Origin of the sequence: Ensifer sp. Root558, assembly GCF_001427045.1 — a bacterium.
GTDB lineage: Bacteria > Pseudomonadota > Alphaproteobacteria > Rhizobiales > Rhizobiaceae > Ensifer > Ensifer adhaerens.
In genome coordinates this window covers 238,223-264,215 of sequence record NZ_LMGC01000035.1, presented here as the reverse complement: position 1 = coordinate 264,215, position 25,993 = coordinate 238,223, and the positions used below count along the sequence as shown (strand labels likewise).

Here is a 25,993-nt window from a genome sequence, read left to right as displayed (position 1 = left end):
CCGCCCCGATTTCACTTTCGATTTCAATGTTTAACGCCGCCGCATGTTCCCGCGAATCCTAGCGGAATCAAGCGACATGCAGCAAATCCGAGGCGAACCCGCGGACACGCGGGCACCACGGGCCTAACCGGCAGCCTTCGCCGCCTTCTTGGCTGCCTTCACCGCCTCGTACCGCTCGCGCAGCAGCCGTGCCCGGCCAGGCTTGATCTCCTGGCGTGCGCGGCCAAAGGCGACGGCGTCGGCCGGCACATCCTCGGTGATGACGCTGCCGGAGGCGACCAGGGCGCCGTTGCCGATCGTCACCGGCGCAACCAGAGACGAGTTCGAGCCGATAAAGGCATTTTCGCCGATCCGCGTCTCGTGCTTGTTCACACCATCGTAATTGCAGGTGATCGTGCCGGCGCCGATGTTGGTGCCTGCGCCGACGAACGCATCGCCGATATACGTCAGGTGATTGACCTTGGCGCCGGCGCCGATCTCAGCCTTCTTGACCTCGCAGAAATTGCCGACCTTGGAGTTTTCGCCGAGATCGGCACCCGGGCGCAGGCGTGCGTACGGACCGACCGTCGCGCCGGCGCGCACCGTCGCACCCTCGACATGCGAGAAGGCATGAATGATCGCGCCGCTCTCGACGCGCACGCCCGGGCCGAAGACGACATTCGGCTCGACCAGGACATCCTGCTCCAGCGCGGTATCCCAGGCGAGAAACACGGTTTCCGGCGCGATCATCGATACGCCCGACAGCATCAGCTCGTGGCGGCGGCGCTGCTGCCAAAGCCGCTCGATGAAGGCGAGCTCGGCGCGCGTGTTGCAGCCAGTCAGTTCTTCTTCGGGGGCCTCGACGGCAATCGCCTGCCCACCGATCTCGCGGACGATCTCCACGAGGTCGGTCAGGTAATACTCGCCCTTGACGTTGGCGTTACCGATGCGGCCGAGAAGATCGAGTGCCTTGCGACCGTCGATCGCCATCAGGCCGCCGTTGCAATAGGTGATGCGGCGCTCTTCTTCCGTTGCGTCCTTGTGCTCGCGAATGGCGAGCAGCGCGCCGTCCTTTACGATCAGGCGGCCGTAGCCCGACGGGTCTGCCGCCTCGAAGCCGATCACCACCACATCGTTGCCGGCCGCAAGTCCCTCGCGAGCGGCCCGAAGTGGTTCAGGCTGGATCAGCGGCGTGTCGCCGAAAACGACGAGAATGTCGTCGAACCCCTTTGCGATGGCGTCGCGGGCAGCAAGCACCGCATGGCCGGTGCCGAGCCGTTCCTTCTGCAGATAGGACGAAACCGACACGCCGCCGATGTCGGCGGCAGCCGAGACCGCGTCGGCGTCGCGGCCGACGACGAGAGCGATATCCGAGATGGAAGCGTTTGAGAGCGCCTCGACGACGTGGGCGATCATCGGCCGGCCCGCCACCGGATGCAGCACCTTCGACATGGACGATTTCATCCGCGTGCTTTCACCCGCAGCCAAAACGATGGCCAGGCACGTCCGTTCCATATATCTCTCCTTGGTCTCTTCCAGGCTCACGCCCACTGCACAATTCCTTAGATCGGAATCGGCTCAAGTACAAAATCGCCTTTCGATTCGGCGCGGTGCTAGCAGCAACATATTGCGAGAAGCATAATTCTCACAATCACGTCGCATTAACCGGCTTAAAACCGGATGATGGCATAAGAAGGCGCGGAGCCTGTGTCAGCAAAACCGTGCGGGTGCATCGCTCCTTCGGGGGATCAAGCCGCAATGCACAGCCGCACTGACATCGACACACCGGCAAAGTCTACCGGCGCGGTCATTCCTCTCGCGCGATCTCCGCTTCTGTTGCTTGCCCTTGTGCTCGGTGTGCTCGCGGTTCTGCTCAGCTTCACGATCCCGCAGCCGATCGGTCCGATGTTCTGGGACCACTATCTCTATCTCGATGCCGCCAATCGTATCCGCGACGGCCAGATCCCGTCGGTCGATTTCTTCACCCCCGTCGGCGCCCTCGGCTACTATCTCTTCGCCGCCCTGCAGGGCATCTTTCCGAACGGCCAGCCGCTGCTCCTGGCGAGCTGGTGCCTGCTTCTCGTCAGTGGGCCGCTGATCGCGCTGGTGGTCACCGATGTCCAGAAGCGTTCGACGGCAGTCGCCTATGCGATCCTGCTGCCGTTCCTGGTGTTTTCGGTGCTGCCGTTCAACACCGGCGACTTCTACCCCTATCCCGGGTCCGACGGTTTCGGCATCTACAACCGCCAGGTCTGCCAGCTTCTCTATGTACTCGCAGCCGCACTTGTCCACGTACGCGATCGTCGGCTGCTCGTCGCGACGGTCGCCGGCGCCATGGCGGCACTGTTCTTCGTCAAGATCACCGGCGCGGTTGCCGGCACGCTCATGTGCCTCATGGCCTTTGCTGCGGGGCGCCTGCCGTTCCGGTCGGCTATCATGGCGGGGCTCGTGGTCATCGCCATCCTTGCGAGCGTCGAACTCGCCCGCGGCGGCGTCTCTGCCTATCTTGCCGATATCCTGGCGCTGCTTTCCGTCAATGACGGCAGCTTGCTGCCGCGGCTGCTGCAGGCCGCCTCCCTCAATGCCGGTCTGCTGATCCCGGCGGGATTGCTGTGCCTGGTGCTCCTCGGCACGCAGCTTGCGCCCTTCGCCCAGTCGCTGCGCCAGCTTGGAAAAGGCCCGTCAATGGCGGCTCTCTGCCGAAGTTTCGACCAGCCGTTTTTCTGGCTTGCAGCCTTCGTTCTTGCCGGTATCGTCTTTGAGAGCCAGAACACCGGCAGTCAGGCGTTCATCTTCCTGCTGCCGCTGCTCTTCAAGCTCGCGATCGATGAGGTCGCAGCCGCCAAAACACGGCCTGTCGCAGTTGCCGTCGCTGTTCTCGCCCTCGCGGCAGCCCTGCCGCCGGCCACAGCCGTCGTGCAAAAAAGCACCCGCGCATGGATCGGGGCTGTCAACAACGTGCCGTTGGAAAGCCGCAACCTCAAAACCATGGGCGCCGTCAATGTACGGCCCATCCTGGCACTGCGCGCCGAGCGTCTGCGCATCCTCTACGCGACCGAGCGTCCCGCATTCGACGCCTTCGCCAAAACTGGCGAGTTGCCGTCGTTCCTGCTCTACAGCGACTTCGATTTTCAGACGGGATGGCTGATGAATGTCGACGAAGCGATCGACGCGTTGACGGCCTACGAGGCTTCGAGCGGCGTACGCTTCCGGACGATCTTCAACGTCGACTTCACCAATCCCTTTCCGTGGCTGATGGACCGCAGCGCCCCGCTGCATGTCGCGATCGGCGCAGATCCCTTCCGCGCCATTCCGCCGCCGGATGAAAATGTTCGCGCCGCCCTCGATGCGGTCGACGTCGCGCTGGTGCCGACCTGCCCGGTGACCAATGTCAACCAGACGCTGCTGTCGCTTTATCTGCCGAGCCTTGAAACGGCTCACAGCCGGATCACGCTGACAAGCTGCTACGACGCCTTTGTCCGAAACAGCCTGAAGCCCGCTGCCAACACCGGCGGCTGATCGACGCGACGCTAGGCGCCCGGCCGCAAGCGGCTCTCGCTCAACAGCCCATTTTCCTCAAGGATGGGATAGGCGACGGAAGCGATATGCGCGTTGACGCGCTTCAGATCCCGGAGCATGTCGAGATGCAGGGAGCTCGTCTGCAGGCTCTGGACCAGCCCGTCGCGCAGCCGCTCGATATGGCGCTCCGCCGAGCGTTTCTCCATGTGACGCACGTTGACCTTCACCTCGATGAGCTGCTTGGCGAGATCGGCATTGCGGGTGACGAAGATGGTCTGGGCGACTCGCAGATTGTCGATCGTCAGGTTGAAGAGGCTCTTGAGCTCCTGATAGCCCTCCTCCGAGAACTTCAGGCCGTTACTGACCTTCTTGGTGATCTGCTCGCACAGCCCCTTCTCGATGATGTCGCCCATATGCTCGAGATTGATGGCGTAGTCGATGATGACGATCGAGCGGCGGCCGTCTTCGGCGCTCAGGCCATCGCGGCCCAAGCGCGACAGGAAGATCTTGACCTCCTGCTGCAGCTGATCGACCTGTTTTTCGAACTTGCCGATATCGCGAATATCCGAGAGGTCATTGTTGTTGAAGGCGTTCGCGGCACGCATCAGCATCGCCTCGACCAGATCGCCGACGCGCAAGACCTCGCGGGTGGCTCCCGAAAGCGCCATGACCGGCGTATTCAGCGTCGTCTCATCGAGATAACGCGGGCCGGTCTCCTCGGCCTCTCCATCCGGAATGAACCGGGCCATCAGCTGCGACAGCAAACCGGCAAAGGGCCAGGCAAGAATGGCGACCGCGAGGTTGAAGGCCAGATGAATGTCGACCGGCAGGTTCTGGCGCGGCAGCGGCAGGCTCTGCAGAAACTCCACGCTCATGCCTGTCAGCGGAAGCGCGATCAGGCAGCCAATGGCGCGAACGACAAGGTTGCCTATGGTGACGCGGCGCGCCGACGGGGCGGAACCGAGCGTTGCCATGACAGGCGGAACGGCGCCACCGAGATTGGCGCCAAGCACGAGTGCCACCGTCAACCCGACGCTGAGGATGCCCGTCGTCGAGAGTGACAGCACCAGCATCACCACAGCCAGACTGGACGACGACGCAAAGGCAAGTCCCGCGGCAATGAGAAGCGCTACGGGCCAGGCGCTGTCGAGCATCGAGAGGAAGGCCCCAAGGGCCGGACTGTCACGCATCGGCTCCGTCGCCGCGCCCAAAAGATGTAACGACAGGAGCATGAGGCCGATGCCAACGAAAGCAGCACCCAGACCCTGGCGCGCGTTCGACCGGCTTGCGCGGTGCAAGACCACGCCGATGAGAATGACGAGCGGCGACAGCCATTCTATTCCGGTCGCCACGATCCAGGCCGTCATCGCCGTGCCGAGATTGGCGCCAAGCAGCACGATCTGCGCCATGCGCGAGCGGATGAGCCCCTTTTCCACGAAGGATGCGGTCATCAATGCGGTGGCCGTGGAACTTTGCAGCGCAAGCGTCGCGACAAGTCCGGTCACGAAGGAGCGGAGAGAGCCGTCGGTTCCCTGGGCAAGGCCGGCGCGCAGCCGAGCCCCGAAGGCACGGGTCACCCCGTCCTTGACGAGGGACAGGCCGAAGAGAAGCAGTGCCACTGCTCCAAACAGGTTTACCATCACGATTGTCGACTGCATGGAATCTTTCCCGCGGAAGCTCCAAAGAATCGCTCCGCCCCTGCAACAGAACCACAGAACCGCGGCATGTTCGAGCCAATGTGACAGATAATTTTCGGTTGCCGGCTAACGAATCCGACATCGAGTTGATCACCCGCGCCGGTCCGATCGACGGACGCCGCCCGCCTCATCCAGGCAGCTCGCGCAGCTGTCGCGGCAGCCATTGAAAACCAGACGGTTGCTCCGGGCGGTCGATCCCGTTGCATGGGCGCAATTTGCGGCAAACAACCCTTCATTTCCTGTTTCGTTTGTTTTAAGGAACGAATTCGTTTGGCCGATGGCCACCGCATTGCAACGAGGTTTCTGCCCCCATGCTCGAATTTCTGAGAAGCGCCGCCCAGACCTGGGTCGTCAAAGGCCTGCTAATCGTTCTCGTTCTGTCGTTCATGGTGTGGGGCGGCTCATCGTTGACGATGACGAACCAGTCGGATGCGGTGGTGGTCGTCGGTGACGTCAAGGTCAAGCCACCGGAATTCCGGCTCGCCTACGAGACGATGCTGGCACAGGCTTCCCGCCAGCTCGGCACGCGGCTGACGCCGCAGCAGGCGCGCGCCTTCGGCATCGAGCAGCGGGTCTACTCGCAGATCGTCGCCGGCGCGGCTCTCGACCAGCTCGCCAACGACATGAATCTCGGCCTGTCGCAGGATCGGCTCGCAAAACTGATCGCCGACGATCCGGCATTCCACAGCGTCAACGGCCAGTTCGACCGACTGACGTTCTCGAGCGTGCTGCGCAATGCGGGCCTGCGCGAACAGGATTACATCAACAGCCAGAGCCAGACGGCGATCCGCTCGCAGATCGTCGACGCGCTGTCTGATGGCTATGTCGCTCCGAAGGTTCTCACCGACGCGATCGGCGCCTACCGGCACGAGAAGCGCACGATCGATTACCTGCTGCTCTCGAACGCCAATATCGATCCGGTCAAGGTGCCGGGCGACGACGTGCTTTCTCCCTGGTACGACAGCCGCAAGGCAAACTACCGTGCGCCGGAATATCGCAAGGTCACCTATGTGAAGCTCGAGCCGACTGACGTTGCAGACCCGACCGTTGTCACCGACGACGAAATCCGCGCCGAATACGAACGCCGCAAGGAAAGCTTCCGCAGCGCTGCTGCGCGGACAATCGAACAGCTCTCCTTCACGTCGCGTGAAGCGGCTGACGCTGCGTCGGCAAAGCTTGCTGCCGGCACCAGCTTCGACGATCTCGTAAAGGCCGAAGGCAAGTCTTCTGCCGACGTACTTCTCGGCGAGTTCACGAGGGATCGCGTTCCCGACGCCAAGATCGGCGAAGCAGCATTCGCACTTCAGGCCGACGGCGTGACGCCGGTTGTCGACGGTGCCTTCGGGCCGGTCATCCTGCGCGTGACGAACATCCGCCCGGAAACCGTCCGCAGCCTCGACGAAGTGAAGGAAGAACTGCGCAAGGACATCGCCCTTTCCACAGCGGGCGAAGAAGTCATGCGCCTGCACGACAAGATCGAAGACGAGCGCGCTTCCGGCGCGCCGATCAAGGAAGTCGCCGACCAGCTCAAGCTGAAGCTCGTAACCGTCGATGCGGTGGACGCGACCGGCAAGGACAAGAACGGCGATGACGTCGCCGGCCTGCCGGAACAGGCAGCCCTTCTCCAGGAAGTCTTCAAGGCCGACGTCGGTGCTGAAACCCTGCCGGTGAACGTCGGCCGTGAAGGCTATGTCTGGTTCGACCTCGATGAAGTCATCCCGGCGCGCGATCGCACGCTGGACGAAGCCCGCGACGAAATCGGCGCCGACTGGATGGCTGAGCAGCAGCGCGCAGCACTTGCCACGAAGGCCGGCGAACTGAAGCAGCGCGTCGAGCAGGGCGCAAAGCTTGCCGACGTCGCGACAGAACTTGGCCTCGTCGTCGAAACCAAGGCCGGCCTGACGCGCGCGACCGCAGATGCTGCCCTTAGCCCGGCAGCCGTCGCTGCCGCCTTCTCCGGCGCGAACGGCCACGTCACCAACGCTCCCGGAATCGGCGGCGAAGGGCAGATCCTCCTGCAGGTCACCTCGGTTGACACCGCCGGCCCGGCAGACGTGCTGCAGGACGACAGCCGCCAGATCGAGGCCCTCGCCCGTGTCAGCGGCGAGGACATCCTGGACCAGATGGTCGCCACGCTGCAGGCCGCCTACGGCGTTTCGATCAACCAGACGCTCGCTGAAACCGCCATTGCGCAACGATAGGCCCAAGGAAACCATCGATGAGTGATCTGAAGCCATTCGTCGCCAAGGTCGCCGCCCGCGAGGCGCTGAACCGCGAAGACGCACGTGCCGCCTTCGAAATCATCATGTCGGGTGCCGCAACGCCGTCGCAGATCGGCGGCTTCCTGATGGCATTGCGGGTGCGCGGCGAAACCGTCGATGAAATCGTCGGCGCGGTGGGCGCGATGCGTGCCCGCATGCTGCCGGTCGATGCGCCAGCGGATGCGGTCGATATCGTTGGAACCGGTGGCGACGGCGCCGGCACCTACAACATCTCGACTCTTGCCTCGCTGATCGTCGCCGGCGCCGGCGTGCCTGTTGCCAAGCACGGCAACCGCGCGCTGAGCTCGAAGTCAGGCACGGCCGACGCGCTCTCCTGCCTCGGCGTCAAGCTCGACATCGGTCCGGACGCCATATCGAAATGCATCCGCGAGGCCGGTGTCGGCTTCATGTTCGCCCAGCAGCACCATTCCGCCATGCGCCATGTCGGCCCGACGCGGGTGGAGCTCGGAACGCGCACGATCTTCAACCTGCTCGGTCCGCTTTCCAACCCCGCAGGCGTCAAGCGCCAGCTCGTCGGCGTCTACGCGCCGCAATGGGTGCAGCCGCTGGCCGAAGTGCTGCGTGATCTCGGCTCGGACAATGTCTGGGTCGTTCACGGCGATGGCCTCGACGAGATCACGACGACCGGCACGACCGAGGTCGCAGCACTCAAGGACGGCAAGATTTCCACCTTCACCCTGACGCCCGCCGATTTCGGCCTTCAGACGGTGACGATCGATGCGCTCAAGGGCGGCGACGGCGCGTACAATGCGGTCGCGCTCCAGGCAGTGCTCGATGGTGCCGAGAACCCCTACCGGGACATTTCCCTTGCCAATGCGGCCGCATCGCTGATGATAGCCGGACGGGCAAAGGACCTCACCGAAGGCATGGCGCTTGGGCGCCAGTCGCTTTCAAGCGGCAGCGCCAAGACCGCGCTGCAGCGCCTGATCAGCGTATCGAACGCGGCCTGAGGAAGGATCAGCACATGACGGATATCCTGCGCAAGATCGAAGCCTACAAGCGCGACGAGATCGCCGCTGCCAAGTCGAACGTTTCGCTCGACGAACTCAAGGCGCGTATCGCTGATCTGGCCACCCCGCGCGGCTTTCATGCGGCGCTCGCCGCACGCAAGGCCGCCGGCACGTTCGGACTGATCGCCGAAATCAAGAAGGCAAGCCCGTCGAAGGGACTGATCCGCCCGGATTTCGATCCGCCGGCGCTCGCCAAGGCCTATGAAGCCGGTGGAGCGGCCTGTCTGTCGGTGCTGACGGACGCCCCGAGCTTTCAGGGTGCGCCTGCCTTTCTCGAAGCGGCGCGTGCGGCCTGCGCCCTGCCGGCGCTGCGCAAGGACTTCATGTTCGACACCTACCAGGTGTTCGAGGCGCGCGCCTGGGGCGCCGACTGCATCCTTCTCATCATGGCTTCGCTCAGCGACGACGACGCCCGCCGACTCGAAGACGCATCCCTCGAGCTTGGCATGGACGTGCTGATCGAGGTGCACGACGCCGAAGAGATGGAACGGGCACTGAAGCTCACCTCGCCGCTCGTCGGCATCAACAACCGCAACCTCAGGACCTTCGAGGTTGATCTCTCGGTTTCCGAGCAGCTTGCGGGAATGGTGCCTGCCGACCGTCTGCTCGTCGGCGAAAGCGGCATCTTCACGCATGCGGATTGCCAGCGGCTGGAAAAGAGCGGCATCACCACCTTCCTCGTCGGCGAGAGCCTGATGCGCAAGAGCGACGTCGAATCGGCAACGCGCACGCTCCTGACCGGCGCTACGACCACGCTGGCGGCCGAGTGATGAGCAAGCCGACGCTCACGCATATCGGTGGCAGCGGCGAAGCGAACATGGTGGATGTCGGCGACAAGGCCGAGACGATACGCATCGCTGTCGCCGAAGGCCATGTGCGCATGAAGGCCGAAACGCTGACACTCATTCTCGAAGGCGACGCCAAGAAGGGCGATGTCATCGGTACGGCGCGGCTTGCCGGCATCATGGCCGCCAAGCAGACGGCCAACCTCATTCCACTCTGCCACCCGTTGATGCTGACCAAGGTAACCGTCGATATCACGCCGGACCCGGCGCTTCCCGGCCTCCGGGTCGAGGCGCTTGCCAAGCTGACGGGACGCACCGGCGTCGAGATGGAGGCGCTGACGGCCGTGAGCGTCGCCTGCCTTACGATCTACGACATGGCGAAGGCGGCCGATCGCGAGATGGAAATCGGTGGCATCCAGCTGGTCAGCAAGTCCGGCGGGCGATCCGGCGACTATCGACGCGAAGGGAACTGAGGCCATGGCGTTGCTGTCCGTCGAAGACGCGCTCGAGCGGATCCTATATGGCGCCACGCCACCGCAATTGACAGAGCTCGTCGGTCTCCATGACGGGCCCGGCCGCGTGCTGTCTCAGGATATTCCGGCTCGCGTCACCCATCCGGCCTTCGACAATTCGGCGATGGATGGCTACGCTGTGCGCCACCGGGACATTGAGACCATCGGCGCCGAACTGACCGTGATCGGCCAGTCGGCTGCGGGCCATGGCTTCAAGGGCGAGATGAAAGCGGGCGAAGCCGTGCGCATCTTCACCGGTGCGCCGGTGCCATTGGGCGCCGATACGGTGATCATCCAGGAGGATACCGAGCGGTTGCCGGGCAACCGGATCCGCACCAAATTCGTGCCCGGCAAGGGGCGGCATATTCGAACAGCCGGCCAGGATTTTATCGCCGGCGAAGCGGCACTTTCGGCGGGCGACGTGCTCGACGCCGGACGCTTGACGCTCGCTGCGGGGATGAACCATGCGAGCCTGCCGGTCTTCAAGCGCCCGCGGATCGCAATCCTCGCCACGGGCGACGAGCTGGTGGCTCCGGGCAACAAGCCGGGCGACGATCAGATCATCGCCTCCAACAGCTTCGGCGTCGCGGCGATCGCGCGCGACAACGGCGCCGAGGTCATCGATCTCGGCATCGTCCGCGACGATCGGGACGCCATCAGTGCCGAGGTCAGACGGGCGCAGGGCGCCGATGTCGACGTGATCGTCACGCTCGGCGGCGCTTCGGTCGGTGACCATGACCTGGTGCAATCGACGCTCATTGCCTGCGGCATGACGCTCGACTTCTGGCGCATCGCCATGCGGCCGGGAAAGCCGCTCATGGTGGGCCAGCTCGGAACGGCCACGGTGCTGGGCCTGCCGGGCAATCCGGTCTCCAGCCTCGTCTGCGCCCTGCTCTTCCTCGAGCCGCTGACCCGTAAGCTCGCCCGCTTACCATCGCGCGACCGCATAACGACCGCGCGGCTTGCAGGCCAGCTTCCGGGCAACGACGTCAGGCAGGACTATGTGCGCGCGCGCCTTACGCGGGACAGCGACGGCACGTTGGTCGCCCATCCCTTCTCGCGGCAGGATTCGTCGATGATGAAGGTTTTCGCGCAGTCGGATTGCCTGATCGTGCGGCCGCCGCACGCGGCCGAAGCCCCCGCGGGCACAACCTGCCACATTCTCAGGCTTCGCTGAACGAACCAAGCGCGAGCCACCTTCGAGCGCAAAAGCAGGCCGGGCAGAACCCGACCTTTTTCCCGTTCATGGCGGGGCCTCTCGATAATCCGTAGTCGGGCGACCTCAGCGATGATCACGTGGCCTCGTCATAGAGCGCCACCAATTCGGCGCCGTGACACGGACCCTCAAGTTTTGTGACGAAGCACTTTGTGACGATGTAAGCGGCCGCATGCGCAGTCACCGCTCTTGCCGCATCAGGCCGGGGTGCGCACCTGGCCGCGCATGGATCAGTTGCCCGTCTCGTCCGAGCGGCTGACGAGGATCTTGTCGATGCGGCGTGCGTCCATGTCGACCACTTCGAAGCGGTAGCCATGGGCAATCGCGACATCGCCCTCCTCCGGCGTCTTGCGCAACTGCTGCACCAGGAAGCCGGCGATGGTCTCGAAGTTGCCGTCGGCGTCGATTCCCTCGATGCCGATCGTCAGGTGGATTTCGTCGATCGGCGTGCGGCCGTCGACAAGGTAGCTTCCGTCTTCGCGCTGGCGGATCAACGCATGCTCGATGTCGTCGTAGTTCGACGGCAGCACGCCGACGATCGCCTCGAGAATGTCGGCGATGGTGATAATGCCCTCAGTGCTTCCATATTCGTCGACGATCATCGCCATGTTGATGCTTGACGACTTGAAGGCTTCCAGTGCCTTTAGGCACGACGCCGTCTCCGGCAAGGTGTGGATTTCCTTGATGTATCTACGCACGTCGAACGGACCGGAGGTCGGCGCGTTCAGGATTTCCTTGGCGAGAACCGCGCCGAGAACGTCGCCGCTCGGGCCATCGACCACCGGATAGCGGGAATGGCCGAACTGATCGATCTTACGACCGACCGTTTCCAGGCTGTCATTGACGTCGATGAAGCTCACCTCGGTCCTGTGGGTCATGATCGACTTCACGTTGCGGTCGCCGAGGCGGATGATTCGCCGAAGCATCTCGTGCTCGGACTTTTCGATGGCGCCGCTTTCGACGCCTTCGGCCATGATCGCGTGGACTTCCTCTTCCGTCACATGATCAGGATCGTCAGGACGGATGCCGAGGAGACGCATGGCAAGCGACGCCGCGGTCTCGAAGAGATAGACGACCGGCGCGGTGATCCGCGACAAGAAGTGCATCGGGCGCGCGACGAACATCGCCAGCGCCTCGGAATTTTTCAGCGCCAGCTGCTTCGGAATGAGCTCGCCGATAACCACGGACAGGAAGGTGATGAGGGTAACGACGAGTACGAGGGCAACCGTGTTGCCGTAAGGATTGATCCAAGCGACCTCATCGAGCAGCGGTGCAAATTTCGCAGCGATTGTCGCGCCACCGTATGCGCCGGCTAAGGTGCCGACGAGCGTGATGCCGACCTGTACGGTGGAAAGAAACTTGCCGGGATCTTCAGCGAGCCTCAGCGCCACTTCGGCGCGGGCATTTCCCTGTTTTGCCATCTGGCGAAGCATTGGCTTGCTTGCCGAGACGATTGCCATTTCCGAGAGAGCAAAAAATGCATTGATCAAAAGCAGGACGAAAATGACAAAAAACTCGGACATGGTCTCCAGATCACCGTTGACGAAAGCCGCTCCACAAGGAGCGAGCCCTCACCAAATAAGGCCAGCGCGCGATCCGAGCAAGCACAAGCAATGAAATCGCTGCAATCTTCTGAACATTGGAAGGGCCGAGCGCTGTTTTGTTGAACAATCTCGACCGGTGGCAGCCTCAACTGCGACTTTGCAGCGCGCTGCGAACGCGCTCGCGCCCGATCTTGATCACGTTTTCCATGGCAAGACGTGCGCCGACCTCGTCGCGCCTGCCGATCTCCTCAACGATACGGATGTGGTTGCGGGCAACCTCGTCTATGCCGCCCTTTTCGGCGACCGGAGAGCTCAGCTTGAAGACACCGACCAGCGCCGCTTCGATCAGCCCGCCGACCGTGCGCATGAATGGGTTGCCGGAGGCCTCGGCGACAGCCAGGTGGAACTTCAGGTCGGCGCTTGCGAGGCTCTCGGCGCTATGCCCCTCCTCGCCCATCGCAACCGCGAGCCGCATCATGCGGCTGATTTCGGCCTCCGACGCGTTTCGCGCCGCAAGTGCTGCCGCATGCGGCTCGAAGGCCAGGCGCACTTCGCTGAGGTGATAGAGGAAGTCCTCGTCGACACCGCATTCGAAGTGCCAAGTCAGGATGTCGTTGTCGAACAGGTTCCAGTCGTTGCGCGGCGTCACGCGGGTGCCGATGCGGGCACGCGGCACGACCAGCCCCTTGGCGGCCAGCGTCTTCATGGCTTCGCGCAGAACAGTTCGGGATACCTTGAAGCGTGCCGCAAGTTCCGGATCACCCGGAAGAATGGAGCCGACCGGAAATTCGCCGGATATGATTGCCTTGCCTAGTTGATCGACAACATGTGCGTGGCTCGTGCGCTTGCGCGAGCCGGACACGACGGTTTCCAGCAAACTCCTGTTCAATCCATCTCCTCCAGGCACTCCCCTGCCTGATTTCATACGGCGCGACGCGCCACAAGGCCTTCGTGCGGAGCACGGGGGGCCCCCTAAACCTGCGCAAATGAATGTAGTTTGAACAGTCGATTCCGAAAAGCCCCAGGGTGGCCGCAAAACCGTAAACCGCGCACCGCCGAACGATGAAACAACCCTTACGCGTTTTCCAAACGACAAACCCCGCCGAAATGGCGGGGTTTGCATTCTGTTTCGTAGGCTCCTGCTTACTTCGGCAGCTGGTCGTCGACACCTTCGACGTAGAAGTTCATGCCAAGCAGCGTGCCGTCGTCAGACGTCGCCCCTGCAGCAAGCCACTCGCTGCCGTCCTGCTTTTTCAGCGGGCCGGTGAAGGGCTTCAGTTCGCCCGACTTGATCTTGGCTTCGGCGTCCTCAGCGAGCTTCTTCACGTCGTCAGGCATGTTGGTGTAGGGCGCCATCGTCAAGATGCCGTCCTTCAGGCCGTCCCAGCTCGACGTCGTTTCCCACTTGCCATCGAGGAAGGCCTGCGTGCGCTTGATGTAGTAGGCGCCCCAGGTATCGACGATCGCCGTCAGCTGCGTTTCCGGGCCGGCCTTGATCATGTCGGAGGCCTGGCCGAAGGCCTTGATGCCACGCTCGGCGGCAACCTGCATCGGTGCCGTCGTGTCGGTGTGCTGCGTCAGGATATCGACGCCCTGGTCGACCAATGCCTTGGCAGCATCGGCTTCCTTGCCGGGGTCGAACCAGGTGTTTGCCCAAACGACCTTGATCTTGAAGTCCGGGTTGACCGAGCGCGCGCCGATGATGAAGGAGTTGATGCCCATCACCACTTCCGGGATCGGGAAGGAGGCGATGTAGCCGGCGACGCCCTTTTGCGACATCTTGGCGGCGATCACGCCCTGGATGTAGCGGCCTTCATAGAAGCGGCTGTTGTAGGTCGCGACGTTCGGCGCGGTCTTGTAGCCGGTCGCATGCTCGAACTTCACGTCCGGGAACTTCTGCGCGATCTTGATCGTCGCGTCCATGAAGCCGAAGGACGTCGTGAAGATCAGGCCGCAGCCCGAGCGTGCGAGACGCTCGATCGCGCGCTCGGCATCCGGGCCCTCCGGCACGCTTTCGAGATACTGCGTCTCGATCTTGTCGCCGAGCGCCTTTTCCAGCTCCTGGCGGCCGATGTCGTGCGCCTGGGTCCAGCCGCCGTCGGTCTTGGCACCGACGTAGACGAAGCAGACCTTGGCCTTCTCCTGGGCGCTTGCACCGGTGGCAAAGCCGATCGCTGCCGCGGAGCTTGCGAGAACGAGCAGTAGTTTTTTCATTTTCTTGACCTCTGTCGGTTTGAGAAACGTCAGTATGAAATGCTTGCAATCATCGGTCCGGCACAAACGGTTTGCCGAGCGATGCCGGCGTATTGATCAGGGTCATGCGCCGGTTATGCGAAATGAGAATGAGGACGACGATCGTCGCGACATAGGGGAGCGACGAAAGGAGCTGCGAGGGAATGCCGAGGCCGAAGGCCTGCGCATGCAACTGGCTGATCGATACGGCACCGAAGAGATAGCCACCGGCCACCAGCCGCCAGGGGCGCCAGGACGAAAAGACCACCAGCGCCAGTGCGATCCAGCCGCGACCGGCCGACATGTTTTCCACCCATTGCGGCGTGTAGACGAGCGACAGCTGCGCGCCGGCAAGCCCGGCACAGGCGCCGCCGAACATCACGGCGAGATAGCGGGTGCGAATGACGTTGACGCCAAGCGCGTGCGCGGAGGCGTGGCTATCGCCGACGGCGCGAAGCTTGAGGCCAGCACGGCTCTTGAACAGGAACCAATGCACGCCCGCGACGATCGCGATCGAAAGATAGAAAATGATATCCTGCCGAAAGAGCAGCGGCCCGATATAGGGGATATCCGCGAGAAGCGGTATCGCGATCGGCTGCAGCTTGACGCCCTGCATGCCGAGGAAACTCTCGCCCATCATGCCGGAGACGCCGATGCCGAGCAGGGTCAAAGCCAGGCCCGTCGCCACCTGGTTTGCTACCAGGCTCAGCGTGAGGAAGGCAAAGAGCTGCGAGAACAGTGCGCCGCAGGCGATGCCGGCAAGCATGCCCAGATAGGGCGAACCGGTAATCTGGGTAATCGCGAAGGCGGAGACCGACCCCATGATCATCATGCCCTCGACGCCGAGGTTCAGCACGCCGGACCGTTCGGTCACCAGTTCGCCGATCGCGGCCAACACCAGGGGCGTTGCGGCAGTGATGACGCTCAGAAGGATCGCTTCGACGATACCCATCAGCGGCTCCCCTCGCTATTGGTCGCGGTCAACCGGTCGAAGACCAGCTTGATGCGATAGTGGATGAGCGTGTCACAGGAGAGCACGAAGAAGAGCAGGAGACCCTGGAAGACGCGCGTCACCTTCTCGGAAACGCCGATCGACAGCTGCGCCGCCTCACCGCCGAGATAGGTGAGCGCCAGCACCAGGCCGGCGGCGACGATGCCAAGCGGATTGAGGCGGCCGAGGAACGCAACGATGATGGCGGTGAAGCCGTAGCCGGGCGAGATGACCGGGCGCAGCTGCTGGATCGCGCCACTGACTTCGGAGATGCCGGCCAGACCGGCAAAAGCGCCCGAAAGCAGCATCGAAAACCAGATCATCTTGCGCGAGGAGAAACCGGCGAAGCGCCCTGCCCGCTCCGATTGGCCAAGCACGGAAATCTCGAAGCCCTTCAGCGTGTAACGCATCATGAACCAGACGAGGATCGCCGCTATGATGGCGAAGGCGAAGCCCCAGTGGGTGCGTCCCGAGGCAAGCATTTCCGGCAGGATCGCATCGACGGCGAAGGTGCGCGTCTCCGGAAAGTTCATGCCGCCTGGATTGCGCCAGGGTCCACGCACCAGCCAATCGAGGAAGAGCTGGGCGACATAGACCAGCATCAGGCTCGTCAGGATCTCGTTGGTGTTCATATGCGCCTTTAGGAAGGCGGGGATGGCGGCAAACAGCGCACCACCGAGCATGCCCATCAGCATCATTAGCGGCAGCACCAGCGGCGACTGCCAGTCATAACAGACCACCGGCAGGATCGAGCCGGCGATCGCGCCCATGATAAACTGGCCCTCGGCGCCGATGTTCCAGTTGTTGGAGCGGAAACAGACCGAAAGCCCGACGGCAATCAGGATCAGGGGCGCTGCCTTGATTGCCAGCTCGTGCAGCGACCAGACCTCGCTCAAGGGCTCGACGAAAAAGCTGTAGAGCGCCATGACCGGATTCTTGCCGAGAAGCGCAAACATGATGCCGCCGAAGACGATCGTCAGCAGGAAGGCGATGAACGGCGACAGGATCGAAAACAGCGTCGAGACCTTGGCGCGCTTTTCCAGTTCAATGCGCATGTGCGGCCTCCGTGCCTTCCGTCTTGCCGTACATGCCGCCCATCAGCAGGCCGATCTTTTCGCGTGAAAGCTCTTTTGCCGGATAGGGATCGGATAGCTTTCCGTCGCTGATGACGGCGATCTCCGTCGCCACTTCGAAGATTTCGTCGAGGTCCTGGCTGATGACGAGAACGGCAGAGCCGGCCTTGGCGAGGTCGACGAGCGCCTGGCGGATGCGGCTCGCAGCACCCGCATCGACGCCCCAAGTGGGCTGATTGACGACGAGCACGCTCGGCTGACGGTCGAGCTCACGCCCGACGATGAACTTCTGCAGGTTGCCGCCGGAAAGCGAGCCGGCCGGCGGATCCTCACCACTCTTGCGCACGTCCATCGCCTCGGAGATGCGCTTCGTGGCGCTCGTCACCGCATCGCGACGGATGATCTTGAGGAAACCGCCGCCGAGAAACGCCTTGGCGTCCGAGCGGCTGCGGGCAAGCACGAGATTGTCCGAAAGCGGCAACGCCGATACCGCGGCATGGCCGTGGCGCTCCTCGGGAACGAAGCCCGCGCCCATCAGGCGGCGCGCATTGATGTTGCGGTTGCCGACCGGCTTCTGGCGGATCTGCACCGCATTATCGTCGGCAACCGGGTACTCGCCCGAGAGCGCATCGAACAGTTCGCCCTGGCCGTTGCCGGCAACACCGGCAATCGCCAGCACCTCGCCGGCATGCACCTTGAGACAGATGTTCTTCAGCGAAACGGCAAAGGGCGTGCGCGCCGGCACGGTCAAGTGCCGCGCTTCCAGATGCACCTGGCCCTTGGCGCTGGTGCCTTCGGCCGTCACCGCCGCGACGTCACCGCCAACCATCATGCGCGCCAGCGACGACGGGGTTTCCGCCTTCGGGTCGCAGGCGCCCGTTACCTTGCCGTGACGCAACACCGTGGCGCGGTCGCAGATGCGCTGCACCTCTTCCAGTCGGTGGCTGATATAGAGAACCGAGCGCCCCTCCGCCTTCAACTTGTAGAGCGTTTCGAACAGGCGGTCGGCTTCCTGCGGCATCAACACCGAGGTCGGCTCGTCGAGGATGATGAGGCGCGGGTTCTGCAAGAGCGCGCGCACGATCTCGATGCGCTGGCGCTCGCCGACCGAGAGATCCGCCACATGCGCCTTGGGGTCGAGCGGAAGGCCGTACGCATGCGACAGGCGCGACGCCTCTTCCGCTACCCTCGCCAGCGAGATGTTCGCATCCATGGAAAGCGCGATGTTCTCGGCGACCGTCAGCGCCTCGAACAGCGAAAAATGCTGGAAAACCATGCCGATGCCGAGCCTGCGTGCAGCCGCGGGATTGGCGATGCGCACGCTCTGGCCCTGCCAGAGGATCTCGCCGGCCGTCGGCGCCAATACGCCGAACAGCATCTTCACCAAGGTCGATTTTCCGGCGCCGTTTTCGCCGAGAAGGGCGTGAATTTCGCCCGGTTCAATCTGCAGATTGATCCCATTGCAGGCCGCGAAGCTGCCAAACAATTTCGTCAGGTTGCTCACAGCCAATAGATGACCGTTCGCCGCTACTCCCTCAACAGGCACGCTGCCCTCTTTCCCCTCTGTTGATCCGCGTCCGCCTTAAGGCTTCGATCACGGAATCAGCAGTGTTGTTCCACTTGTTTTTCTTGTCTCGAGATCCGTATGCGCTCGCCCCGCATCGGCAAGCGGATAAGTCTGATTTATATTGATACGCACTTTGTTGCTTTGCACAATATCAAACAGGGAATTTGCACACGCTTCCAGCGCAGGCCGCGTGGCAACGTAACCAAAGAGTGTCGGACGCGTCGCAAACAGCGACCCCTTCTGCGCCAGGATGCCGATGCTAAAAGCCTCCACTGGACCGGACGAATTGCCGAAGCTGACCCAGAGGCCGCGCGGCTTGATGCAATCCAACGACGCCGGATAGGTGTCGCGCCCGACGGAATCGTAGACGACATCAACGCCCCGGCCGTCGGTCAATTCCTTGACCCGCGCGACGAAATTGTCGCTGCGGTAGTTGATCACGTGGTCGTAGCCATGCGCCAGCGCCAGATCCATCTTGTCCTGCGAGCCCGCTGTGCCAATAACGGTCGCGCCAAGCGCCTTCGCCCATTGGCCGGCAATCAGCCCGACGCCGCCGGCTGCGGCATGGAAGAGAATCGTCGTGCCCGGACCGACCTGATAGGTCTGGTTGAGCAAGTATTGTGCCGTCATGCCTTTCAGCATCATCGCAGCCGCAGTCTCGAGGCTGATGCCGTCGGGCACCTTCACCAACTGCGCAGCATCGACGTTGCGCTCGCTCGCATAGGCACCATCGGCCGAGGCATAGGCGACGCGATCACCGACGGAAAACAGGCTGACTCCGTCGCCAACCGCAGTGACGATGCCGGCACCTTCCTTGCCCGGCACGAAGGGCAAAGCCGACTTGTAGAGGCCGGTGCGGAAGTAGACGTCGATGAAATTGAGGCCGACGGCCACCTGCCGGATCTGTACCTCACCCGGCCCCGGCGGCGAGAGTGTCACGCCTTCGAGCTTCAGGACCTCCGGTCCTCCGAGTTCGCGTACCACAATCGCCTGTGCCATTGCCTGCTCCTATTTCCGGCCGAGACTTGGGAAAATCTGCAGCACGAAGCCAATCACGTAGAGATAGATGCCTGTGACGACGAAGCCGGTCACGACCCATGCCGGCGTCGCAAAATGCAGGAGCAGCGCATAGATGCCGAGCGCCGACCACAAGAGGAAGATGCCGAGGTTCAGCGGTCGCAAGCGCTGGACGCGAACCGGATGAAGGAAGTTGATCGGCAGGAAGGTCAAGACCACCGACACGAAAACGACGATCGACGCGGTCAGCTCGCTCGCCTGAATGACGAACAATGTGAAGACGACCATGTTCCAGACGACGGGGAAACCGGAGAAAAAGTATTCGTCCGTCTTCATGCCCATATCGGCATAGTAGATCGCGCTCGAAACCACGATCGCGCCGGCCGCCACGAAGGACCAGGGCTCGCCGATCATGCCGCTCTGGTAGAGCGCAAAGGCAGGCAACAGCACATAGGTCACATAGTCGATGACGTTGTCGAGCGTATCGCCCGACCAGTTGGGCAGCACTTCCTTGACGCGCACCTTGCGCGCGATCGGCCCGTCGATGCCGTCGACGAGCAGCGCCAGCCCCAGCCACCAGAACATGTCGACGAAGCGATGCTCGGCCGCAGCCACGACACCCAGGAAGGCGAGAAACGACCCCGAGGCGGTCAAGATATGCACGGAAAAGGCGCGAATCTCGGCGTAGGGAACTCGTCTATAGTTAAAGAACTTCATCTGCGGATGCCGCCCACCCCTGCTGTTTTCCCCGTGCGGGCCTTGACCCGCCTCGACCGCTGTGCGGCGCGTTGCCCGTAATATGCACCCTTTGCAACGCATCGCCACTAAAATTCAAGTATTACAGCCTCCCCTCGCCCCATTGTCCTGTGGACACCTGCAAATTGCTTCTGCGCTGATTCTACCCATTTATTTCGCATGCGCCGGCGACTAGAGGTATGATCGAGGCTGGGCCAAGACGCCTCACAGCTTGCGCGAAAGGGCTTTTGCATCATGGACCACTTCGACATCGCCATTATCGGTGCGGGCCTTGCCGGATCGCTTGCGGCCATCGCGCTTGCCGATGCGGGCTACCGCGTGGCCTTGATCGGACCGGAGCCGGCGGTTGCCGACGGACGCACCACCGCGCTGATGGACCAATCGATCGAGTATCTGAAGACGCTCAACCTTTGGGAAAAGGTCGAGCCGCTGACGGCTCCGCTTTCGACCATGCGTATCCTCGACGGCACCAACCGGTTGCTGCGGGCGCCACCGGTCAACTTCCGTGCCTCGGAAGTCGGGCTCGACGCCTTCGGCTACAATATCCCCAACGCGCCCTTCATCGATATTCTCTGCCACCGCGCCGAAGAGAGCCCGACGCTGACACGCATCACCACGTCGGCGATCGGCTTTGAACTTTCGGACGCTGTCGCAACGATCGAGCTTGCAAACGGCAGCCAATGCAGCGCCTATCTCCTCGTCGGCGCCGATGGTCGTCGGTCGCCGGTGCGCGAAGCGGCGAAGATCTCCGTCAGCACCTGGTCCTATCCGCAGACGGCGGTCGTCTTGAACTTTGCGCACGAGCTGCCGCACCAGAACATCTCGACCGAATTCCACACCGAAAGCGGTCCCTTCACGCAAGTGCCCCTGCCGGGCAACCGCTCCAGCCTGGTCTGGGTCCGCAAACCCGAGGATGCCGCACAAACGCTGACGCTGGATCTTGCGGCACTCTCCCGCGCCGTCGAAGACCGGATGCAATCAATCCTCGGCAAGGTAACCGTCGAGGGCACGCCGCAATCCTTCCCGCTCTCGGGCATGACCGCCCAGCGCTTCGGCAAGGGCCGCGTCGTGCTCCTCGGCGAAGCAGCGCACGCCTTCCCGCCGATCGGCGCTCAGGGGCTCAACCTTAGCCTCCGCGATGTGATGACGCTCGTCGATATCATCGGCGTATCCAGCGGCGAGCCGCTTGCCGGCGATATCGGTGACCGCTTCGACAGCCGCCGCCGGCCGGACATCATCAGCCGCACGGCAAGTGTGGATCTGCTCAACCGCTCGCTGCTCTCCGGCTTCCTGCCAGTGCAGGCGCTGCGCGCACTGGGGCTGCACGTACTTTCCGCCGTTGGGCCGCTCCGCAGCCTGCTGATGCGCGAAGGCGTGCACCCCGGCAGCGCGCTCAATGCCTTCAAGGAAGGCTTAAGGGAAAAGATCGGGCGGAAGAGCGCCTGAACGGATCAGGTAAAGCAGGCCGGTCACCGTTGCGACTGACAGTGTCGTAGTGATGAGGATCGTGGCCGAGGCTCGCTCCTGCCACACACCATATTGATGGCCGATAACGAAAACGTTCGTCGCCGTCGGAAGCGCTGCGAGCAGTACCGCCGTCTGCACCCAGACCGGATCATAGTTCCCCGTCAGGCTCATTGCCGTGAACATGACGAGCGGATGCAAGAGCAGTTTCGCCGGGACGATGTAGCCGATCTCGACGGGAATGCGCTTGATTGGGCGCAGCGCCAGCGTCACCCCCATGGCAAAGAGCGCGCAGGGCGCCGCACACTGGGCGAGATAATCGATCAGCCGCTGAACCGGAACTGGCGGCTGCACGGCGAAAAAGGCGGCGACCACACCGGCAAGTGTGGCCAGGATGAACGGGTGCAGAATGATCTTGCGCGCGACGCTGGCTGCAAGCGCCAGCGGCTTTTCCTGCCGGCCGCCTGATATCGCCATCATCGCCGGTGCGACCGCGAAATGCGCGGCGTTTTCGAAGCTGAAGATCAGCGCCACCGGTACGGCAGCGGCATCGCCCAACGCCAGGAGCGCAAGGCCAGGCCCCATGTAGCCGATATTGCCATAAGCAGCGCCAAAACCCTGGATCGTCGCCTCGGCAATGGAGTTGCGCCTGACATAGACCCCGATGAGGAAGATCAGCGAAAAGACGATGTAGGTCGCACCGACGGTGGTCAGGATGAAGTCGGCACGCGCCAGCTGTTCAATCGGCGTGCGCGAGACGAGCTTGAAGAACAGCGCCGGCAGCGCGAGGTAGATGATGAAGGTGTTCAGCCACCCCATCGCCTCGCCCGGATGGTGGACGAAGCGCGCCGTCAGATAACCGAGGAAGATCAGGCCGAAGAACGGCAGCACCAGGCCCGCGATTTCCGTCATCTTGTCCCTCGCATCCTTCACCTTCCCGCGCCGACGCCCGCACGCCTAGCGCACGAACCGGCCTGACGATTAGGCCGGTTAAGCCGAAAAGTGATTCTAAAATACGAGGGTATGCCCTAGCCGATTTTCATCAGGATCGGGAAGGTCGTCTGGAACCAGATGGCGACGGAACTGATGAAGCCGAAGAGAAAAGCCAGGCCCGCCAGCACCAGAAGGCCGCCCATCAGCTTCTCGACCAGACCGAGATGGCGACGGAAGCGGAAGAGGAAGCGCATGAAGGAGCCGGAAAACGCAGCCGCGATCCAGAACGGCACGGCAAGGCCCAGCGAATAGATCGCCAGCAACATTGCGCCGTCGGACACGGTGTCACGTGCGGCAGCAACGCCGAGGATCGTGCCGAGTACCGGGCCGATGCAGGGCGTCCAGCCGAAGGCAAAGGCAAGACCCATGATGTAGGCGCCCGAGAGCGTCGCCGGCTTGCCGCCGCCCTGGAATCGCGCTTCCCGCGCGAGCAGCCCGATCTTGAACACGCCAAGGAAATGCAGGCCCATGATGATGATGATCACGCCGCCGACGCGCGACAGCAGGTCCATATGCTGCCGAAGCAGCATGCCGATCGACGAGGCCCCCGCCCCGAGCGCCACGAAGACGGTGGCAAAACCGAGCGTGAACAACAGGGCTGCCGGCAAGACAGCGCGTCTCGTGCTGCCGATGGTCGCCGCATCACCGCTGCGGAACTGATCGACCGAGACGCCCGCCATATAGCAGAGATAGGGCGGTACGAGCGGCAGAACGCAGGGAGAAAGGAACGAAAGGGCGCCGGCAAGGACGGCGGTCCAGATGGAAATATCGGCGATCGACAACGGCAACAACTCCGGCACGCGGCATTTGGGCCATTCCTTAGCCGCAGGATCATGATGATACCAATCACCTTTTGGCGATCATTGCGCCATGCACCGTTTCTTCACAAAACCCGCAATTTTTCGGTTGACCGGGGGGAAACACGCGTGCATATGTCCGGCCACTTCCGCCGGGCTTCACCGCCGCGGCCAGGGAGCGCGTAGCTCAGCCGGTAGAGCAACTGACTTTTAATCAGTAGGTCCAGGGTTCGAATCCCTGCGCGCTCACCACGCAAACCCCATTGAAATCAATCGCTTGCTGGTGTCCTTGGACATCAAAATGCATCGCCATGCGAGCCCATTCTCTACACTTTTTGGAGCGAACCCCGCCGTATCTTCGCCTGTTGCATTCCGTGCTATCGACAATTCGACGCGTTGAGTAGATGCTGAGGCTCACGCTGAGGATGCAAGGCGGTGAACTGCCCAGTTTGGTATCGAGCAAAGGGGTGAAGGCATGAGAAAGCTTGTCATTGCGGTTTTGATGATTGGTACGCTTGCTTCCTGCACGCAGACCGAGAAAGGCACGGCGATCGGCGCCGGCACCGGTGCGATCATTGGTGGCGCGGTCAGCGACAGCTGGGGCGGCGCGGCAATCGGCGCGGTCGCCGGTGGCGTTATCGGCAACCTGATCGGACGCTCCCAGGAGCGCCAGGGCTATTGCATCTATCGCGACCGCTATGGCCGCCGCTACGAAGCCCGCTGCCGGTAACAGCAAGACCATTGGCCAAGGTGACAGGCGCATCCCCGGTCCAAACCTTCGTGGAGGCCGGCGAATGCGCCTGTGTGCCCGGCTGAAGCTGCGAGCAATATCGTCGAGGCCGAACATGGCAGGACGTCCTCAAGCAAGCGTGTTACACTTCAGACATGACTGACGAAGAACAGAACTACGAGTTTTCGGAATTATCCGGCCAATTCAGTGAGGATGGCGTCGTCGTGGAATTGCGGATCTACCGGGAGGCGGGCACGAATCGCGACTGGACCCTCGAGGTCATTGACGAGGAGGGCTTCTCTACGACATGGGAGGAGCCCTTCCCGACCGACAGGGAAGCTTTCGAGGAGTTTATCGCAACGGTCCAGCGCGACGGCATCCAAGCCTTTACCGACGAGCCGCCACAAACGGTTCATTAGGGCATAATGACCCCGCGACTGCGCCCGGCCGGATGCGGCCCGGCGACGCCGGGCGTGCGGAACGACGTCGCACTCCATGCATGATGGGGACGCATCAGCGGGTGCCGTCTGCGCGGTTGCCTCAAAACACGCGAACAATCCGGATCGGCTATGCCGTGAGCAATTCGCGGGCCCCTCACCCCGGCCTTCCCAATAGTCGCGTGCCTGACGGCGCTGCCTATGCTTCCGCTCCTCTGCGGGCCAGTCGCATCTTCAGCGGGCTCATTCCATACTCGCGGCTATAGGCGCGCGAAAATGCAGACAGGCTGTCGAAACCGCATCGAAGGGCAATCTCGCGGATCGGGCTAGCGGAGTCGCGCACCAGCCGATGGGCGAACTGAAGACGCAGGCGTAGGTAATAGGCGCCGGGACTCGTCGATAGTCCGCGCACAAACAGCAACTCCAGCTTGCGCTGCGAGATCGACAGCCGCTTCGTCAACGCGGCGATCGTCAAGGGACGCTCCAGCGTGCGTTCCATCAGGCGGATGGCCTCGGCGAGCTTCGGGTCGCGCGTCTCGATCCTCCCGAGCGAAACATAGGGCTGCACGTCGGCTGCACTATGCGTCTGGTCGTAGACGAAGATGCTGGCGACATCGAGCGCCAGTGCAGACCCTAGCCGCTGGGTGATCCAGTGCAGCATCATGTCGAAGGTCGGCGAAGCGCCGCCCGAGGTCCAGAACTTGCCGTCGATGACGAACCGGTCGCCAAGCACCGTCAACTCCGGAAAGGCCTGGCTGAAATCCTCAAGCTCCTCCCAATGCGCTGTCGCCTTGCGGCCATTGAGCAGACCGCTGCGGCCGAGCAACCAGCAGCCCGATTCGATGCCGGCGACGATATCGAAATGGCGCGAGCACTCCTGCAATGCACCGATGAATTTCTTGCCGGCGTGACGATCAAGGTTGAAGCCGCCGATCACCAGCAGCGCGTCGCCGGCAAGCGGCGGGCGAAGCGTGCCCTCGACCGCAATCGGCACGCCGCAGGTCAGGACCACCGGCTTGCCATCGGCCGAGAGCAGCCGCCAACGAAACACCTCGCGCCCCGAGATACGGTTTGCGGCGCGCATCGGGTCCAGCACGGAGGCAAGCGACATGATCGACGACTCCGGCAGGATAACGACGGAAACTTCGATCACAGATTGTAGACGTCCATCGGAAGGCATGCGGGAAATGTCAAATTTCAAGCGGGAAATGTCAATTCCAATGCTGCCTTTCGGGCATTATCAGACCGTATCGATCTCCCTACGCGCGGCGCTGCAGCCCCGCGCAGAGACGTTCCCCTTTCCGCCTTTTGCCGGAACGGGCCGGTCGGAAACCATCCGCCGGCCCGTTTTTTTATGTGATTTTGCGGAATCGTAAGCGCCACTGCCCCGGC

At 62.7% G+C, this 25,993-nt stretch carries 23 protein-coding genes and 1 tRNA gene; 11 read left to right on the top strand and 13 right to left on the bottom strand.

Annotation, left to right across the window (positions count from 1 at the left end):
- Window positions 1-123 precede the first annotated feature (123 nt).
- Complete coding sequence (glmU, locus tag ASD63_RS27595) at window positions 124-1,494, bottom strand: bifunctional UDP-N-acetylglucosamine diphosphorylase/glucosamine-1-phosphate N-acetyltransferase GlmU (RefSeq protein ID WP_034791013.1); 1,371 nt, start codon at window positions 1,492-1,494, stop codon at window positions 124-126.
- A gap of 243 nt (window positions 1,495-1,737) precedes the next feature.
- Here glmU and ASD63_RS27590 point away from each other — a divergent pair, with 243 nt between their 5' ends.
- A complete protein-coding gene (locus ASD63_RS27590) occupies window positions 1,738-3,498 on the top strand; it encodes a hypothetical protein (RefSeq protein WP_034791011.1) in 1,761 nt (586 codons plus the stop codon).
- Window positions 3,499-3,509: 11 nt separating this feature from the next.
- Here the strand turns inward: ASD63_RS27590 and ASD63_RS27585 are convergent, their stop codons facing one another.
- Window positions 3,510-5,156 (bottom strand): Na/Pi cotransporter family protein, encoded by a 1,647-nt coding sequence (locus ASD63_RS27585; protein WP_034791009.1) that lies wholly within the window; start codon window positions 5,154-5,156, stop codon window positions 3,510-3,512.
- Between the two features lie 350 nt (window positions 5,157-5,506).
- On the opposite strand from ASD63_RS27585, the gene ASD63_RS27580 reads away from it, so the two are divergent.
- Genes ASD63_RS27580 through glp form a run of 5 tightly spaced genes read left to right on the top strand, consistent with a single transcriptional unit; the run spans window position 5,507 to window position 10,961 of the window.
- Window positions 5,507-7,396: a SurA N-terminal domain-containing protein gene (locus ASD63_RS27580; protein WP_060530031.1), complete on the top strand. Its 1,890-nt coding sequence runs from the start codon at window positions 5,507-5,509 to the stop codon at window positions 7,394-7,396.
- Between the two features lie 17 nt (window positions 7,397-7,413).
- Window positions 7,414-8,427 carry an anthranilate phosphoribosyltransferase gene (gene trpD, locus ASD63_RS27575; RefSeq protein ID WP_034791006.1) on the top strand — a complete coding sequence of 338 codons (1,014 nt, stop codon included), beginning with the start codon at window positions 7,414-7,416 and terminating at the stop codon, window positions 8,425-8,427.
- Window positions 8,428-8,441: 14 nt separating this feature from the next.
- On the top strand, window positions 8,442-9,257 hold the full coding sequence (gene trpC, locus ASD63_RS27570; protein WP_034791003.1) for an indole-3-glycerol phosphate synthase TrpC: 816 nt from the start codon (window positions 8,442-8,444) through the stop codon (window positions 9,255-9,257).
- On the top strand, window positions 9,257-9,745 hold the full coding sequence (moaC, locus tag ASD63_RS27565) for a cyclic pyranopterin monophosphate synthase MoaC (protein WP_034791001.1): 489 nt from the start codon (window positions 9,257-9,259) through the stop codon (window positions 9,743-9,745). Before trpC ends, moaC begins: the two co-directional genes overlap by 1 nt.
- Window positions 9,746-9,749: 4 nt before the next feature.
- Entirely contained in the window at window positions 9,750-10,961 is a 1,212-nt protein-coding gene (gene glp, locus ASD63_RS27560; RefSeq protein ID WP_034790999.1) for a gephyrin-like molybdotransferase Glp, read from the top strand.
- A gap of 269 nt (window positions 10,962-11,230) precedes the next feature.
- Here the strand turns inward: glp and ASD63_RS27555 are convergent, their stop codons facing one another.
- The 8 genes from ASD63_RS27555 to pcsA all read right to left on the bottom strand — a co-directional run bounded on the left by ASD63_RS27555 (window position 11,231) and on the right by pcsA (window position 20,141).
- The gene (locus tag ASD63_RS27555) at window positions 11,231-12,523 is read right to left on the bottom strand and encodes a hemolysin family protein (RefSeq protein WP_034790998.1); all 1,293 of its coding nucleotides are present in this window, start codon (window positions 12,521-12,523) and stop codon (window positions 11,231-11,233) included.
- Window positions 12,524-12,689: 166 nt separating this feature from the next.
- Window positions 12,690-13,469 (bottom strand): FadR/GntR family transcriptional regulator, encoded by a 780-nt coding sequence (locus ASD63_RS27550; RefSeq protein ID WP_051659212.1) that lies wholly within the window; start codon window positions 13,467-13,469, stop codon window positions 12,690-12,692.
- 218 nt (window positions 13,470-13,687) lie between these two features.
- A complete protein-coding gene (locus ASD63_RS27545; protein WP_034791380.1) occupies window positions 13,688-14,758 on the bottom strand; it encodes a BMP family ABC transporter substrate-binding protein in 1,071 nt (356 codons plus the stop codon).
- Window positions 14,759-14,807: 49 nt separating this feature from the next.
- Entirely contained in the window at window positions 14,808-15,728 is a 921-nt protein-coding gene (locus ASD63_RS27540) for an ABC transporter permease (RefSeq protein WP_034790993.1), read from the bottom strand.
- Window positions 15,728-16,822 (bottom strand): ABC transporter permease, encoded by a 1,095-nt coding sequence (locus ASD63_RS27535; RefSeq protein WP_034790990.1) that lies wholly within the window; start codon window positions 16,820-16,822, stop codon window positions 15,728-15,730. Before ASD63_RS27535 ends, ASD63_RS27540 begins: the two co-directional genes overlap by 1 nt.
- The gene (locus ASD63_RS27530; RefSeq protein WP_060530030.1) at window positions 16,812-18,386 is read right to left on the bottom strand and encodes an ABC transporter ATP-binding protein; all 1,575 of its coding nucleotides are present in this window, start codon (window positions 18,384-18,386) and stop codon (window positions 16,812-16,814) included. The genes ASD63_RS27535 and ASD63_RS27530 overlap by 11 nt, the downstream gene beginning before the upstream one ends.
- Before the next feature lie 48 nt (window positions 18,387-18,434).
- The gene (locus ASD63_RS27525; protein ID WP_034790985.1) at window positions 18,435-19,406 is read right to left on the bottom strand and encodes a quinone oxidoreductase; all 972 of its coding nucleotides are present in this window, start codon (window positions 19,404-19,406) and stop codon (window positions 18,435-18,437) included.
- A gap of 9 nt (window positions 19,407-19,415) precedes the next feature.
- Window positions 19,416-20,141 carry a phosphatidylcholine synthase gene (gene pcsA, locus ASD63_RS27520; RefSeq protein WP_034790952.1) on the bottom strand — a complete coding sequence of 242 codons (726 nt, stop codon included), beginning with the start codon at window positions 20,139-20,141 and terminating at the stop codon, window positions 19,416-19,418.
- 273 nt (window positions 20,142-20,414) lie between these two features.
- Between pcsA and ASD63_RS27515 the strand changes: the two genes are divergently transcribed.
- On the top strand, window positions 20,415-21,626 hold the full coding sequence (locus tag ASD63_RS27515; RefSeq protein ID WP_034790950.1) for a UbiH/UbiF family hydroxylase: 1,212 nt from the start codon (window positions 20,415-20,417) through the stop codon (window positions 21,624-21,626).
- Here the strand turns inward: ASD63_RS27515 and ASD63_RS27510 are convergent.
- Both ASD63_RS27510 and ASD63_RS27505 read right to left on the bottom strand, forming a co-directional pair.
- On the bottom strand, window positions 21,594-22,556 hold the full coding sequence (locus ASD63_RS27510; RefSeq protein WP_060517046.1) for an AEC family transporter: 963 nt from the start codon (window positions 22,554-22,556) through the stop codon (window positions 21,594-21,596). The genes ASD63_RS27515 and ASD63_RS27510 overlap by 33 nt on opposite strands.
- A 116-nt stretch (window positions 22,557-22,672) precedes the next feature.
- A complete protein-coding gene (locus ASD63_RS27505) occupies window positions 22,673-23,419 on the bottom strand; it encodes a cytochrome c biogenesis CcdA family protein (protein WP_034790946.1) in 747 nt (248 codons plus the stop codon).
- Between the two features lie 191 nt (window positions 23,420-23,610).
- Here ASD63_RS27505 and ASD63_RS27500 point away from each other — a divergent pair.
- The 3 genes from ASD63_RS27500 (at window position 23,611) to ASD63_RS27490 (ending at window position 24,583) form a co-directional block, all read left to right on the top strand.
- Window positions 23,611-23,686, top strand: a tRNA-Lys gene (locus ASD63_RS27500).
- A gap of 223 nt (window positions 23,687-23,909) precedes the next feature.
- On the top strand, window positions 23,910-24,164 hold the full coding sequence (locus ASD63_RS27495; protein WP_034790944.1) for a glycine zipper domain-containing protein: 255 nt from the start codon (window positions 23,910-23,912) through the stop codon (window positions 24,162-24,164).
- Between the two features lie 155 nt (window positions 24,165-24,319).
- The gene (locus ASD63_RS27490; RefSeq protein ID WP_060530029.1) at window positions 24,320-24,583 is read left to right on the top strand and encodes a hypothetical protein; all 264 of its coding nucleotides are present in this window, start codon (window positions 24,320-24,322) and stop codon (window positions 24,581-24,583) included.
- A gap of 217 nt (window positions 24,584-24,800) precedes the next feature.
- Here the strand turns inward: ASD63_RS27490 and ASD63_RS27485 are convergent, their stop codons facing one another.
- A complete protein-coding gene (locus ASD63_RS27485) occupies window positions 24,801-25,781 on the bottom strand; it encodes a GlxA family transcriptional regulator (RefSeq protein ID WP_034790940.1) in 981 nt (326 codons plus the stop codon).
- Between ASD63_RS27485 and ASD63_RS35530 the strand changes: the two genes are divergently transcribed.
- Window positions 25,711-25,977 (top strand): hypothetical protein, encoded by a 267-nt coding sequence (locus ASD63_RS35530; RefSeq protein WP_162250998.1) that lies wholly within the window; start codon window positions 25,711-25,713, stop codon window positions 25,975-25,977. The two genes, ASD63_RS27485 and ASD63_RS35530, sit on opposite strands and share 71 nt — an antisense overlap.
- The last annotated feature ends 16 nt before the right edge of the window (window positions 25,978-25,993 follow it).

Coding starts and splice junctions, on each gene's coding strand:
- ASD63_RS27515 (WP_034790950.1), top strand. CDS start 20,415: ATGGACCACTTCGACATCGCCATTATCGGTGCGGGCCTTGCCGGATCG.
- ASD63_RS27555 (WP_034790998.1), bottom strand. CDS start 12,523: ATGTCCGAGTTTTTTGTCATTTTCGTCCTGCTTTTGATCAATGCATTT.
- ASD63_RS27535 (WP_034790990.1), bottom strand. CDS start 16,822: ATGCGCATTGAACTGGAAAAGCGCGCCAAGGTCTCGACGCTGTTTTCG.
- ASD63_RS27510 (WP_060517046.1), bottom strand. CDS start 22,556: ATGACGGAAATCGCGGGCCTGGTGCTGCCGTTCTTCGGCCTGATCTTC.
- ASD63_RS27585 (WP_034791009.1), bottom strand. CDS start 5,156: ATGCAGTCGACAATCGTGATGGTAAACCTGTTTGGAGCAGTGGCACTG.
- moaC (WP_034791001.1), top strand. CDS start 9,257: ATGAGCAAGCCGACGCTCACGCATATCGGTGGCAGCGGCGAAGCGAAC.
- ASD63_RS27485 (WP_034790940.1), bottom strand. CDS start 25,781: ATGCCTTCCGATGGACGTCTACAATCTGTGATCGAAGTTTCCGTCGTT.
- ASD63_RS27495 (WP_034790944.1), top strand. CDS start 23,910: ATGAGAAAGCTTGTCATTGCGGTTTTGATGATTGGTACGCTTGCTTCC.
- ASD63_RS27540 (WP_034790993.1), bottom strand. CDS start 15,728: ATGGGTATCGTCGAAGCGATCCTTCTGAGCGTCATCACTGCCGCAACG.
- ASD63_RS27525 (WP_034790985.1), bottom strand. CDS start 19,406: ATGGCACAGGCGATTGTGGTACGCGAACTCGGAGGACCGGAGGTCCTG.
- glp (WP_034790999.1), top strand. CDS start 9,750: ATGGCGTTGCTGTCCGTCGAAGACGCGCTCGAGCGGATCCTATATGGC.
- trpD (WP_034791006.1), top strand. CDS start 7,414: ATGAGTGATCTGAAGCCATTCGTCGCCAAGGTCGCCGCCCGCGAGGCG.
- glmU (WP_034791013.1), bottom strand. CDS start 1,494: ATGGAACGGACGTGCCTGGCCATCGTTTTGGCTGCGGGTGAAAGCACG.
- ASD63_RS27580 (WP_060530031.1), top strand. CDS start 5,507: ATGCTCGAATTTCTGAGAAGCGCCGCCCAGACCTGGGTCGTCAAAGGC.
- ASD63_RS27590 (WP_034791011.1), top strand. CDS start 1,738: ATGCACAGCCGCACTGACATCGACACACCGGCAAAGTCTACCGGCGCG.
- ASD63_RS27490 (WP_060530029.1), top strand. CDS start 24,320: ATGACTGACGAAGAACAGAACTACGAGTTTTCGGAATTATCCGGCCAA.
- ASD63_RS27550 (WP_051659212.1), bottom strand. CDS start 13,469: ATGAAATCAGGCAGGGGAGTGCCTGGAGGAGATGGATTGAACAGGAGT.
- pcsA (WP_034790952.1), bottom strand. CDS start 20,141: ATGAAGTTCTTTAACTATAGACGAGTTCCCTACGCCGAGATTCGCGCC.
- ASD63_RS35530 (WP_162250998.1), top strand. CDS start 25,711: ATGATCGACGACTCCGGCAGGATAACGACGGAAACTTCGATCACAGAT.
- trpC (WP_034791003.1), top strand. CDS start 8,442: ATGACGGATATCCTGCGCAAGATCGAAGCCTACAAGCGCGACGAGATC.
- ASD63_RS27545 (WP_034791380.1), bottom strand. CDS start 14,758: ATGAAAAAACTACTGCTCGTTCTCGCAAGCTCCGCGGCAGCGATCGGC.